The 13,084-nt window shown below is 45.2% G+C and carries 11 protein-coding genes; 2 read left to right on the forward strand and 9 right to left on the reverse strand.

Annotation, left to right across the window (positions count from 1 at the left end):
• Positions 1–6: 6 nt before the first annotated feature.
• Genes EXT48_RS03360 through leuS form a run of 9 tightly spaced genes read right to left on the reverse strand, consistent with a single transcriptional unit; the run spans position 7 to position 9,355 of the window.
• Complete coding sequence (locus EXT48_RS03360; RefSeq protein ID WP_010606150.1) at positions 7–780, reverse strand: septal ring lytic transglycosylase RlpA family protein; 774 nt, start codon at positions 778–780, stop codon at positions 7–9.
• Entirely contained in the window at positions 780–1,886 is a 1,107-nt protein-coding gene (gene rodA, locus EXT48_RS03365; protein ID WP_017216356.1) for a rod shape-determining protein RodA, read from the reverse strand. Before rodA ends, EXT48_RS03360 begins: the two co-directional genes overlap by 1 nt.
• On the reverse strand, positions 1,883–3,751 hold the full coding sequence (gene mrdA / locus EXT48_RS03370; protein WP_130163566.1) for a penicillin-binding protein 2: 1,869 nt from the start codon (positions 3,749–3,751) through the stop codon (positions 1,883–1,885). The genes rodA and mrdA overlap by 4 nt, the downstream gene beginning before the upstream one ends.
• 2 nt (positions 3,752–3,753) lie before the next feature.
• A complete protein-coding gene (gene rlmH, locus EXT48_RS03375; protein WP_010372039.1) occupies positions 3,754–4,224 on the reverse strand; it encodes a 23S rRNA (pseudouridine(1915)-N(3))-methyltransferase RlmH in 471 nt (156 codons plus the stop codon).
• A gap of 1 nt (position 4,225) precedes the next feature.
• The gene (gene rsfS / locus EXT48_RS03380; RefSeq protein WP_130163594.1) at positions 4,226–4,543 is read right to left on the reverse strand and encodes a ribosome silencing factor; all 318 of its coding nucleotides are present in this window, start codon (positions 4,541–4,543) and stop codon (positions 4,226–4,228) included.
• 52 nt (positions 4,544–4,595) lie between these two features.
• Positions 4,596–5,231, reverse strand: a complete 636-nt coding sequence (gene nadD, locus EXT48_RS03385; RefSeq protein WP_130163567.1) for a nicotinate-nucleotide adenylyltransferase — start codon at positions 5,229–5,231, stop codon at positions 4,596–4,598.
• Positions 5,228–6,271 (reverse strand): DNA polymerase III subunit delta, encoded by a 1,044-nt coding sequence (gene holA / locus EXT48_RS03390; protein ID WP_130163569.1) that lies wholly within the window; start codon positions 6,269–6,271, stop codon positions 5,228–5,230. Before holA ends, nadD begins: the two co-directional genes overlap by 4 nt.
• Positions 6,271–6,783 (reverse strand): LPS assembly lipoprotein LptE, encoded by a 513-nt coding sequence (gene lptE, locus EXT48_RS03395; protein ID WP_010606155.1) that lies wholly within the window; start codon positions 6,781–6,783, stop codon positions 6,271–6,273. Before lptE ends, holA begins: the two co-directional genes overlap by 1 nt.
• Positions 6,767–9,355, reverse strand: a complete 2,589-nt coding sequence (gene leuS, locus EXT48_RS03400; RefSeq protein WP_045988933.1) for a leucine--tRNA ligase — start codon at positions 9,353–9,355, stop codon at positions 6,767–6,769. The genes lptE and leuS overlap by 17 nt, the downstream gene beginning before the upstream one ends.
• Positions 9,356–9,603: 248 nt before the next feature.
• Here leuS and EXT48_RS03405 point away from each other — a divergent pair, with 248 nt between their 5' ends.
• Entirely contained in the window at positions 9,604–10,680 is a 1,077-nt protein-coding gene (locus tag EXT48_RS03405; RefSeq protein ID WP_165384081.1) for a PepSY-associated TM helix domain-containing protein, read from the forward strand.
• 180 nt (positions 10,681–10,860) lie between these two features.
• A complete protein-coding gene (locus EXT48_RS03410) occupies positions 10,861–12,996 on the forward strand; it encodes a TonB-dependent receptor (protein ID WP_130163571.1) in 2,136 nt (711 codons plus the stop codon).
• Positions 12,997–13,084 lie beyond the last annotated feature (88 nt).

The raw sequence follows: 13,084 nt of genomic DNA on the forward strand, positions 1-13,084 counted from the left end.
GTTATTCTAAAGTTCCTGCTCACTGTAAAGCAAGAAAGCACGACTAAATTGACCTTGTTGTAAGGTTTTTAGTAAAGATTGTGCTTGATTGTCGTCGGTAATTGGGCCGACTCTAAGCTTGTACAGGTTGTTTTCAAACGTGATGGGTGTACCTAATCCCAATTCTTGTTTTAACTGACCTGCTAATAACTGTATGTTCTCAAGTTTACTGCCAGCAGCAACTTGCACATAGGTTAGCCTTGGAGACTCGCGCGATAGAGTAATGGCTTCGACCTTAACGCGCGCTGTACCCTGAAGGTGATAGCCTAGCTTATAGGCGGCAGCGTAAGACAGGTCGATTAATCTATCGTCGTGGAATGGACCTCGGTCGTTAATTCTAACGATTGCAGAGCGTCCATTGTCTAAGTTTGTTACTTTGGCAAAGCTCGGAAGTGGCAGCGTTTTATGTGCCGCTGTCATATCGAACATATTAAAAATTTCACCATTTGAGGTGTGGTAGCCGTGGAACTTACGGCCGTACCAAGAGGCGATGCCTTGTTGCTGATACCCATGCTCGTCTGAGATTGGTGTGTAACGTTTTCCAAGAACAGTGTAAGGGCGATTGGCACTCACGCTCTTTTTCTCGTTGGTGACAATGGCATCTTGCATTTCCAGTTCGGTAGGCTCGCGCAGTGGCGCTTTATCATGGCGAATATGATAGCGACTTCCACAAGCGCTGAGCACGCTTAACAGGGCAAATACTAAAACCAGTTTTGAAATTAGGGTAATACGAACTGTCATTATTTTAACAACATCCTCTTATCTGTTGCGATTGCCATAATAATGCCAAAACCGGCCATTAAGGTCACCATCGATGTGCCACCATAGCTAATTAGGGGCAGAGGTACACCGACTACTGGCAAAAGACCAGAAACCATTCCGATATTTACAAAGACATAGACAAAGAAGGTCAACGTCAGTGCTCCCGCAAGCAGCTTACTGAAAGCGTCTTGTGCCTGTACTGCGATATATAATCCGCGACCAATTATAAAAAGATACAAACTGAGTAATATGGTGACACCCAACAAGCCAAATTCTTCGCTCAGCACCGAGAAGATAAAGTCGGTATGGCGCTCGGGTAAAAACTCTAATTGAGATTGGGTGCCATGTAGCCAACCTTTGCCTTCCACGCCACCGGAGCCTATCGCAATTTTCGATTGGATTATATGGTAACCAGAGCCCAGCGGGTCGCTTTCTGGATCTAAAAAGGTCAGAACACGTTGCTTTTGATAGGCATGCATTCCGTAATGCCAAAACGCATAGCCGCCGGGGACCGCAAGTAACAAACCAGAGCCGATTAAACGCCAACTTAACCCAGCTAAAAAGAGCGCAAAAATACCTGAGCTGGCGATTAAGATAGAAGTACCTAAGTCGGGTTGCTCTTTGATCAGGATAGTTGGCACTAACACAATCACAAAGCCGATTGTTAAATTCAAAATACTAGGAGGTAAGTGAGAGCGGCCAATAAACCAAGCGACCGTCATGGGCACTGCTAGCTTCATTATTTCAGAAGGTTGAAAGCGGGTTACACCTAAATCGAGCCAGCGCTGAGCCCCTTTACTACTGACTCCAAAAAACAGCACGGCGACGAGCATACCAAGCCCTAAAAGGTAAACGGGAATTGCCACACGCTTAAGTGTATTGGGGGAAAACTGCGCCATAAATAGCATGGCAACTAACGCACCAAACATGCGTGTGCCGTGGCGCATCATCATGCCCATATCTTGTCCACTAGCACTATACACAATCGCGAGACTACCAATCATCATAGTGATCAAGGCTGCAAATAACGGTAGGTCGATATGGACTTTTTCAAATAGCGAACGCGGCTTATTCAGCGGGCTCATTGCTGTTGCTCCTTCTCAAGCGGGTAGGCTGAAAAGTAATAATCCATCACTTGTCGTGCCATTGGCGCTGCGATAGCACTACCTCCACCTTGGTTTTCGACAACCACAGTGATAACAATTTGAGGGTCATCAAAAGGTGCAAAACCTACGTAGATACCATTGTCTCTGTGTTTTTCTTTTAGCTTTTTGGCATCGTATCTTTCGCCCTGAGCAATGCTGACAACTTGTGCGGTACCTGTTTTACCTGCGTGGTCATAGGTCACGCCCTTAAATGCGCTTTTTGCGGTACCTATTTTTACTGTGTTGTGCATGGCTTTTAATGCAATATCCCAGTGATAAGGGTCTTTCAACACAACGGGTGGTTTTTCTTCCGTAAATAGTTGTTCTACTTCAGTGTCTTGCTTAGAGATTTGTACTAAGTGCGGTTGGCGGTGTATACCTTTATTGACCAAAATGCTCAGCGAGTTCGCTATTTGCATCGGAGTGGCAGTCCAGTAGCCTTGTCCTATCCCAACAGAAATCGTATCTCCCGGGTACCACGACTCTTTAAAACGTTCTCTTTTCCATTCAACCGATGGCAAAATGGCGGAGGTTTCTTCATGAATATCGATACCCGAAAGCTCACCAAAGCCAAACTGGTTCATAAAGTCGCTAATTTTGGTTATGCCGAGTTTATATGCGGTTTCGTAAAAATAGGTGTCACAAGACTGTTCAATAGCCTTATACACATCAACATGCTCATGACCCCAAGGACGCCAGTCACGCCATTTATGTTTTACATTGGGAATTTGAAAAAAACCGGGATCCCAAATTTTGGTTGTTTCGGTGACAACACCTTCTTCCAGTGCAAGCACTGCGAGATGGGGTTTCACTGTGGAAGCTGGTGCATAACGGCCTTGAGTTGCACGGTTGATAAGTGGTCTGTCTGGGTTGAGCAAGGCTCGGTAGTCTTTGCCGCTGATCCCGTGAACGAACAGATTCGGGTCGTAACTTGGGTTAGAATAGAGCGCTAAAATTCCGCCATCTCGTGGATCCATAACGATGATCGCGCCTCGGGTGTCTTTTAGTACATGTTGGACGATTTGTTGCAAGCCGATATCAAGCGTTAGTACCAAGTCTTTACCTGGTTGCGGCGTTTCCATGCTTAATGTGCGAATGATACGGCCGCGATTATTCACCTCGACGCGGCGAGAGCCAACAATGCCGTGCAGCTGTTCTTCATAAAACTTCTCAACACCGAGCTTACCGATATCATGGGTGGCACGATAGTTCGTGTCTTTGCCTTCTAGCTCTAAGTCAAAGAGTTCCTCTTTGTTGAGCTTTGCGACATAGCCAAGGGCGTGTGTGAGGGTATCGCCATAAGGATAATAACGGGACAATCGAGCTTCAACGCTAAAGCCTGGCAAACGGTGTTGGTTAACCGAAAGGATCGCCACTTCTTCTTCGTTCAGACCACCTTTTAATACTTGGCTTTTGAAGCGGCGGTTATGCTTGATTTCCTTTTTGAAATCTTCTACTTCTTGCTCAGAAATTTCGATGAGTTGACGTACAGAAGCTAATGATGCTTCGAGATCTTCGACATCTTCTGGGATCACTTCAAGGTTGTAAACAGGGCGGTTTTCGGCGAGCAAGACACCATTGCGGTCGTAAATCAGACCACGGTTAGGGGCGACCGGAATGACTTTTATACGGTTATCGTTGGAGCGGGTGCGATAGGTCTCGTGCTCGGTCACCTGAAGCTTATAGACATTGTGAAACAAGATCCCAACAATAATAACGACAAAAACAAAGCCGACAAAGGCCCGTCTCGCAAAGAGGTTAGCCTCGGCAGAATGATCCCTAATCGTCGGCCGTTTTTTTATCATTATTATTCTCTGTGGTAAGGGTGATTGTTATTTAAACTCCAGCCGCGATACAAGCTCTCGGCAACCACTATACGCACCAAAGGGTGGGGTAGGGTTAAGTTTGATAATGACCATTTTTGTTCAGCCGCAGCAATACATTCTGGTGCAAGCCCTTCAGGGCCGCCAATCAGTAAGCTAACATCGCGACCGTCCAACTGCCACTTTTCCATATTGCTCGCAAGTTGGTGTGTATCCCATGGCTTGCCAGTCACTTCTAATGTTACGATCCGATTGCCTTTTGGAATAGCGGCTAAGGTTTTTTCACCTTCTTGTTGCAAAATGCGTTTAATATCTGCGTTTTTCCCCCGTTTGCCAGCGCTAATTTCAATTAACTCCAGTGGCATATCTTTGGGGAAGCGTCTTTGATATTCGGTGAAGCCAGTTTCAACCCACTTCGGCATTTTGGTACCTACTGCAATGAGTTGGATCTTCACATTAGCCCCACAGCTTTTCTAGGTCATAAAAATCACGGGTTTGGTCTTGCATTACGTGAACAACAACGTCACCCAAATCAACCAATACCCACTCACCAAACTCTTGACCTTCTTGGCCAATTGGTGTTTCTCCAGCATGACGTGCTTCTTTTGCGACATGATCGGCAATCGATTGTACATGGCGTTTTGAGGTGCCTGTACAGATCACTAAGTAATCGGTGATTGAAGAAGTTTCGCGAACGTCGAGCTTAACAATATCACGCGCTTTCATATCATCTACTTTGTCTAGCGCGAAATCTAATAACTGTTGTGAATCCAAGTTTTTGTCTCTGTATTTCAAATAATCGGCGATTTTAACATGCTTTATGGGGTTAATCAGCATACAAGCCATGGCTATTTATATAATCTATGACAGAAGCGGGCAGCCAATGTTCCAAATATTCTTTGTCATGCTGTGCAATTGCAGCTCTTATTGTACTCGATGCAATGTCTTTTTGCTCACCGTGAAGGAAATAGCAGTGTCCAGCCTTGGTGGTTTGGAGTCTATTTGAGCTATCTGTGCGTGCTTTGGCTAAATAAGCCGAGACTTTAGTATCTGGTGAGCAGTGTTCTTTTGGGCGTTGATACACCACTAGGTGACACAGCTTTGTGATTTCTTGCCATTGATACCAAGTGTGTAGGCTATTAAACGAGTCCATACCTATTAAAAATAAAATCGGCTGATCCTGATATTCGTTACGCAGCTCTTGCAGTGTTAGCAGGCTGTAAGAGGGTCCTTGTCGGTCAAGCTCACGTCTATCAATAACCAGTTTTTGTTGCCCTGATAGCAAATTTGCAAGCATCGCTAGGCGATGCTTGTCACTGATACTGGGCTTTTGTTTATGAACCGGTATGGCACAAGGTATAAATTTTAACTCAGCCAGACTTAGCTCGTCGACGCAGCGCATCGCCATATTTAAATGGCCTAAATGCGGAGGATCGAAAGTACCACCAAACAAAGCAATCATACATGCTCACTCTGGCTAATTGGTAACGGCATTGCTATAGGTGTAGCAAAGGCTAGCGCGATATGTGCTAGAGCTTGATATGGCGCAGTGAGCCTTGCTTCTTTATATGCAGTATCAAAGTCTGCCATCATACAGAGCAACTGTTTCATTTGCTCTAGCGTTAATCTGTCTAACGCTTGCTGCGTGATGGTTTGCTGATTTTTCCAGACATTATGCTTTTTATAGGCATCCGCAAGCGTAGTGCCGGTTTGCCACAAGGTTTTAACACCCAGCAGGGTGCGTGCTTGGTTTTGCAAGGTCCAGAGAATACTCGCGGGCTCTACATTATCGCTGGCGAGCTTATTCAATACTTTGATGATTTGTTTAGGGTTGCCACTTAGCAATCCGGTATTTAAATCAAAAATATCGAACTTAGATTGATTTAATAAGCCGCTCAGCAATTGCTGTTCATCAACCGGGTTTTTACCAAATAGTAAGGAGAGCTTTTCGAGCTCCTGATGCGTTGCAAGCAAGTTGCCTTCTGTGGCGACGAGGAGGGCGCGCTTGCCTTGTGGTGACACAGACAGCTTCAGCCGCTTACATTCATCGTCAAACCAGCGTTCAAGATGACGGCCCGTTAACGCATAGCAAGGGACAAACAGACCTTTAGGCTCTAATGCTTTGAACCAAGCGGTGCGTTGAATGTCTTGACCCGCGCCCAGCCCTTTAAAAATAACAACGACATCTGGATTGACCTGTTCGGCTAAAGACTTTAAAACCGCAACACCTTGGGTAGGAACTTTTTGCTCGTTAAAGTCGAACTCGATGAGCGTACGTGCACTGAACAAAGACATACTGTTGTACTGTGCACTGAGCTCTTGCCAGTCAAATCCCGGAAGTAGCGCAAATTTAATGACTTCGTCAAAGCCTTGCTGCTTGGCTGCGGTTCGTATGGCAAGTACACATTCGCCTTGCTGAAAGGGTTCTTCACCAAAGACCAGATAAAAAGGGGCAAGCCCTTTACTTAGGTAATTGGAGAGTTGATTGGCATAACAACGCATTACAGTTGCGACAACTCTCGAATAATACGTTGGCTTGCAAGACGGCGCATCTCGGTTAGGATCAGCTCAAGCTCTTTTGCCTTTGCTAGCGCATTGTCTGGGTCGTCCTGATAGTTACGATAAAGCTCGAACATTTGTTTAACGGGTTCTTGGCCCGGACGACTCAATCGGTACGACACGCGATACGCCAGTTCATACTGAGCAACCTGACCATTTTTGAACAAACTGAGTGTTTGACGTTCAAGTGAGTCATTGTACAAGTACAACTCAGCAGCTTGTTTGGTATTTTTTGGTGTAAGGGATACCTGAGCGCGCTGAAGATCGGACTGTAGCTGTTCAAACAAGGCTGAACGCTTGTCGTCACCGCTTAAGGTGATTTCTTTTAGATCGTCAGGAAGGTAAGAGGCTTGCTTGAGGTGAAAACCGCAGCTCGCCACGAAGAAGCAAGCTAGCAAAACTGCTAGCTTGCTGGTGTGCCAAAATAGGCTACGCATCTTAGTTTGCAACCACATTAAGTAGCTTACCAGGAACATAGATCACCTTACGGATGGTCTTGCCGTCAGTAAACTTAGTGACGTTTTCTTCGCTAAATGCAATCGCTTCAACTTGCTCTTGCGTTGCATCTGCCGCCACGGTGATTTTAGAGCGCAGTTTACCGTTGACTTGTACAACAATAAGCTTTTCATCTTCAACTAGCGCGCTTTGGTCGATAACAGGCCATGCCGCATCAAGAATATCACCAGCCTTGCCAAGCTCAGCCCATAGCTCGTGACACATGTGCGGTGTGATAGGCGCAAGCATGATCACCATGGCTTCTAGCGCTTCGTTTGCTAGTGCAATGTCTTGCTCATCGCTAAGTGGCGCTTTGATAAGCTTATTTGAAAGCTCCATCACCGCCGCAATTGCCGTGTTGAACGTTTGGCGACGTTCGATATCGTCTGTCACCTTTGCAATGGCTTTGTGGATGTCGCGACGTAGCGTCTTTTGCGCTGCATTTAGTTTGCTTAAATCAAGCTCGGCAGTACCTGCTTGCTTTACGTCAACTGCGTATTTCCAAATACGACGAAGGAAACGGTGCGCACCTTCAACGCCTGAGTCAGACCATTCAAGCGTTTGCTCTGGTGGAGCCGTAAACATCATGAATAAGCGAACCGTGTCAGCGCCGTATTGCTTGATAACCGTTTGCGGGTCAATACCATTGTTCTTCGACTTAGACATTTTGCTCATGCCTGCAGAGAATACCGGCTCGCCGTCTTCTTTATGCCACGCTTTAGTGATGCGGCCTTTGTCGTCAGTCTCAGTTAATACGTCAGTTGGTGCGATCCAAATGTCGCCGCCTTTCTCGTCTTTGCGGTAGTAAGTGTCCGCAAGTACCATGCCTTGACATAGTAGACGCTCAAATGGCTCATCAGAATTCACTAAACCGAAATCACGCAGCAACTTGTGGAAGAAGCGCGAGTACAACAAGTGCAAGATAGCGTGCTCAATACCACCAATATATTGGTTTACTGGTAGCCAGTAGTTTGCAGCACCTGGTTCAAGCATACCTTCATCGTAACGTGGGCTACAGTAACGTGCATAGTACCAAGATGATTCCATAAAGGTGTCGAATGTATCGGTTTCGTGGAATACCGCTTCACCATTTATCGTTGCTTTTGCCCATTCTGGATCTGCTTTAATCGGTGAAGTTACCCCATTCATGACTACGTCTTCAGGTAGACGAACAGGGAGCATGTCTTCAGGTGCCGCAAGCTCAGAACCATCTTCTTTGTTCAACATTGGGATTGGCGAACCCCAGTAACGCTGGCGGCTCACACCCCAATCGCGAAGACGGAAGTTTACTTTACGTTTACCCACGCCAAGTGATTCTAGTTTAGTCGCGATGGCGTTAAATGCGCCTTCAAAGTCTAGGCCATCGAACTCGCCAGAGTTGATAAGCGTGCCTTTTTCGGTAAACGCTGCTTCGGCCAGATTGGCTTCTACTTCTGCGCCGGCTAGAGGCTGAATAACTTGTTTGATCTCAAGACCATAAGCTGTTGCAAACTCATAATCACGTTGGTCGTGACCTGGTACTGCCATCACGGCACCTGAGCCGTAATCCATCAGTACAAAGTTAGCTACCCAAATTGGCACTTCTTGCCCTGTGAGTGGGTGGATAGCCGTAAAGCCAGTTGCGATGCCTTTTTTCTCCATTGTTGCCATATCCGCTTCGGCAACTTTGGTGTTCTTGCACTCTTCAACAAAACGTGAGATTGCATCGCTGTTTTTCGCCGCTTCTTGAGCTATTGGGTGACCGGCCGCAACTGCCACATAAGTCACGCCCATAAAGGTATCAGGGCGGGTGGTGTATACGGTGAAGCTTTCGTCGTTGTCGGCGCGTTTAAAGTCGATTTCAACGCCTTCTGAGCGACCAATCCAGTTACGCTGCATGGTTTTAACTTGCTCAGGCCAGTGGTCAAGCTTGTCTAAGTCATCCAATAACTCTTGTGCATAATCGGTGATCTTAATGAACCATTGTGGAATTTCTTTTTGCTCGACAATGGCACCAGAGCGCCAACCACGGCCGTCAATTACCTGTTCATTTGCCAGTACCGTTTGGTCAACTGGATCCCAGTTTACCGTTGACATCTTTTTGTATACTAAGCCTTTTTCGTAAAGCTTAGTGAAGAACCACTGTTCCCACTTATAGTATTCTGGGTGACAAGTCGCGATTTCACGATCCCAGTCGTAACCAAAACCAAGTAACTTAAGCTGGTTGCGCATGTAGTCGATATTTTCGTAGGTCCATTTCGCCGGTGCGGTATTATTTTTAATTGCCGCGTTTTCAGCTGGAAGACCAAACGCATCCCAACCCATAGGTTGCATAACGTTTTTACCTTGTAGGCGTTGGAAACGAGAAACCACATCACCAATGGTGTAGTTACGTACGTGACCCATGTGGAGGCGACCACTTGGATATGGGAACATTGAGAGACAGTAGTACTTCTCTTTACTTTCGTCTTCGACAACTTTGAAGGTATTGTTTTCTTCCCAGTACGACTGTACTTTGGCTTCGATATCTTGCGGGTTATATTGCTCTTGCATCTAGGTTTCCAAACATCTGGCAAAATTAATAGAAAATTGCTCGATAGCATACCCGAAATTGGCCAGCAATCACAGCACCTAAAGTGGAATTATTTTAGTCGATTGCCGCGGACTAAAGGTGGTGTCGAAGTGAAGATAAACGACGCGAAGACCAGCACCGGTAAAAGGGGAAGTTTTGTGCTGTTGCAAGTAAGAGTTATTATCACTTACTATTGCTAAATATCGAAAGAAGTTTGAGAATTCCCTTGATAAAATTGTGGTTACGCCGTGCTCACCTAGTAATGGCGCTAGTATCTGGTGCGTTTATTATTTGCTTAAGCTTAACTGGGGCACTGCTTATATATGCCAAAGATATTCAATATCTTACTCAGCCTCAGTTGTGGCGAGTTGAGCCACAGTCTGAGCCTCTTGGGGTAGAGCAAATAGTCACCTCAGTTGAATCTACAACCGCTGAAAAAGTTTCACTGTTTATGCCTGAGCAGCAACCGGATTTGGCATGGCAACTGAAGTTGTCTAGCGGTGATTATGTTAGCGTTAACCCCTACAGTGGCGAGATCCTTCATCGCTACGAGTATTATTCTACGATATATGGCTTTACGATGGCGCTACACCGTTGGTTGTTGTTTGAAGGTGCTGACAACAAAAAGCCGCTTAGAGATTGGGTATCTATTTGTGCACTTGTACTCATTATTGAGTTAGTGTTGGGTTTTTATCTTTGGGTAAAGCCTAAAAATCGCTTGAAACGGCTAGTGATAAAGCCAAAAGCTAAGCTAAGGATCCTGCTTTATCAGTTACACACCGTATTGGGGGTATATTTGCTTTTACCTATACTGCTCATTGCCTTCAGTGGTATGGCGTTTAACTGGCAGCCGCAAACTAAGGCTGTGGTTGAGTGGTTGAGCTTTGACGAGGTCGAAGCAAGACCAAAGCCGCCCACTATTGCGGTTAATTTTCACAGCTTACCCTATGATTTAAATAGCGCTACAACACGCGCGCAATCTATCTTCCCAGACAGTCAGCTGTTCCGTATCTATATGCCTGACAAAGCGTCCGACAGCATCGCTTTCAGAGTTCAAAATCCAGGCGAAAGTCATGCCTATAGCTGGGTTTGGGTAAACCCTTATAATAGTGAGGTAGTAGCGCAATATGATGCGTCAAAAGCGGGAGTCGCTACGCAAGTTTGGAACTTTAAGTACAAGTTTCATATTGGTGATTTTGCAGGACCCATCGTGCAATTTGTCTGGTTAATACTTGCCTTAGCTCCGACCTTTTTCACGGTATCCGGCCTGTATTTTTGGTTACAACGCCATCGCAGGAAGAGGTAATTAACTTCACTCTAAGTTACTGTTATGTAGATATAATTGCAAAAAGTGGTGCAGAGTAGGATAATTTTTCAGTAAAGGGTAATGCAAATTATTCACATTTGCCTTGTTTTTACTGAGGTTTGGCAATATTATATTGCCGCTTTTTACATCATTATTATTCTAAATCCAGCAAGGATAACCATGTTAAAAACTACTCTCAGTATGGTAGCGTTGGCTGTTAGCGCAGCAGCCATTGCAGACGATACCAATGTTAAAGATCTTCAAGCTGCAGATATGGAGCATATCGTGGTCTCGGGCAGTCGTGTGTTTGAAAGCATCGATGAAGTGCCTGCCTCTATTACGATTATTAATCAAAAACAAATCGAAGATCATTTAAAAGTAAATCCAGAACTACAAAGTTTGTTATCTCAAATTGTTCCTGGTCTTGCTCCGGATACGGGTAGTTCAAGTAATACTGGGCAATCGTTGCGTGGACGTGCACCACTGGTGATGATTGATGGTGTACCTCAGTCTACACCACTGCGAAATGGTTCTTTAGGTGTAAAAACGCTCGATCCAAGTGCCATCGCCCGTATAGAAGTGATCAAAGGGGCAACCTCAATTTATGGTAATGGTGCTTCGGGCGGGATCATTAACTACATCACCAAGCAGGCCAAAAGCGATGGCAAACCAGAAGGTGAAATTAGCCTATCTAGCCGCTTTAGCGCAGTAAAGCTTGCAGAGAGCGCAGGTGCTCGAATTGCGGGCGCGATTAATGGCCGCGTTGACCAGTTTAGTTATTTAGTCACGGCAAGCTATGAAGAAAACGGTGTTCAGCGTGATGCTGAAGGTGATATTCTAGGTTTACAGTATGGTCTGTCGGATACCGTGACAGAAAACTACTTTACTAAGCTTGGCTATGACTTTGATGGCGATAAACAACTGCAGTTTAGCTATAACTTCTACAGTTCACAGCAAAAAACGGACCTAGGTGATGTGTTTGGCAACATCAATTTAGGTGAAAAATCTTACGCTATTCACGTGCCACCAGCTCAGCAGAAACAAGGTAAGCCACAAGGGCCAGAAGGTAATGAAAACATTACGTTGAAATACACCGATATAGAAGTTTTTGCTAATACACAAATGACGCTTGATGCGTATATGCAAGACATTGAGAACGTGTTCTTCTTCTCTCCAAGCTTAGCAAACCCTGATGAAGGATACACTGGCGGTCAATCTATTATCCGTTCTGAAAAAAAGGGCGCGCGTGCAACATTTAATACCTTGGTTGATTTTGACAATGTCCAAGCTACCTTCATTTATGGTATCGATGCGTTGAATGATGTGACCTCACAGCCACTTGTCGATGGTCGTATTTGGGTGCCGGAAATGGACATGGAAAGCATCGCAGGTTACCTACAGACCAAGTGGATTGTTGCCGATGACCTAGTGTTAAAAGCGGGAGTGAGACAAGAAAGTATTGATCTTGCGGTAGCTGATTACCAAACACTAAAACTTTGCCGTTCAGCGGATCAGTGCTCTGTGCCACTTAACGTGAAAGGCGACACCATTGACTATGACGCCACAACGTACAACGTGGGTGTTAAATATAACGCGAATGAAAAGTTTAGCCCATTCGCCAGTTACTCGCAGGGCTCTGATATCTCGGATATTGGCCGTCTGCTGCGCAGTGCAACGGTAGAAGACATTGGTCAAATTCAAACAGAAGCGTCGATTGTTGATAACTACGAAATCGGTTTTAACTCTCAATTTGAGACGTTACGATTTGAATTTGCGGCATATAGAAGTACGTCTGAGTTTGGTACAACGAATAAATTCAATGAAGTAACCGGAGTCTATGAGCCAGTTCGAGCACCACAAAAAATATGGGGTTATGAGGCACTTGTCGATTACAAGATCAACGACACGCTAAAACTTATTGCCACATATAGCTATGTAGAGGGTAAAGATACCGAAACCGATACTTATCTTGGCTCTAGACAAATTAGCCCACCAAAGCTTACGGCAAACCTAAACTGGCAGCCAGTTGATGCGTTATCTATGACGTTAAGCTGGTTACATGTGGGCGACCGTAAACGTTTCGAGCGAGACGATAAAGGTAACTATGTTGGAGATCAAGGTCCAATTGACAGCTATAATGTGGTTAACTTTAGTGGTCAATATCAATTCGACCAAAGCTGGCAAGCTTTTGTTGGTATTGAGAACCTATTTAACTCAGACTACTTCCCAGCTCGCGCACAAGCCTATACGTACGGTGGCTACAACATTAAAGGCCTTGGTACAACAGCAACCGTTGGTGTGAAGTATCGTTTTTAAGCTAATAGCAATGACTTTTGGCTTCATAATCTGAAGCAAAATGGGTTTGCTGAGCACCAAGTTCAGCAAACCCTAATACAATGAATGG

Origin of the sequence: Pseudoalteromonas sp. CO348 (assembly GCF_004208845.1) — a bacterium.
GTDB classification, from domain to species: domain Bacteria; phylum Pseudomonadota; class Gammaproteobacteria; order Enterobacterales; family Alteromonadaceae; genus Pseudoalteromonas; species Pseudoalteromonas maricaloris.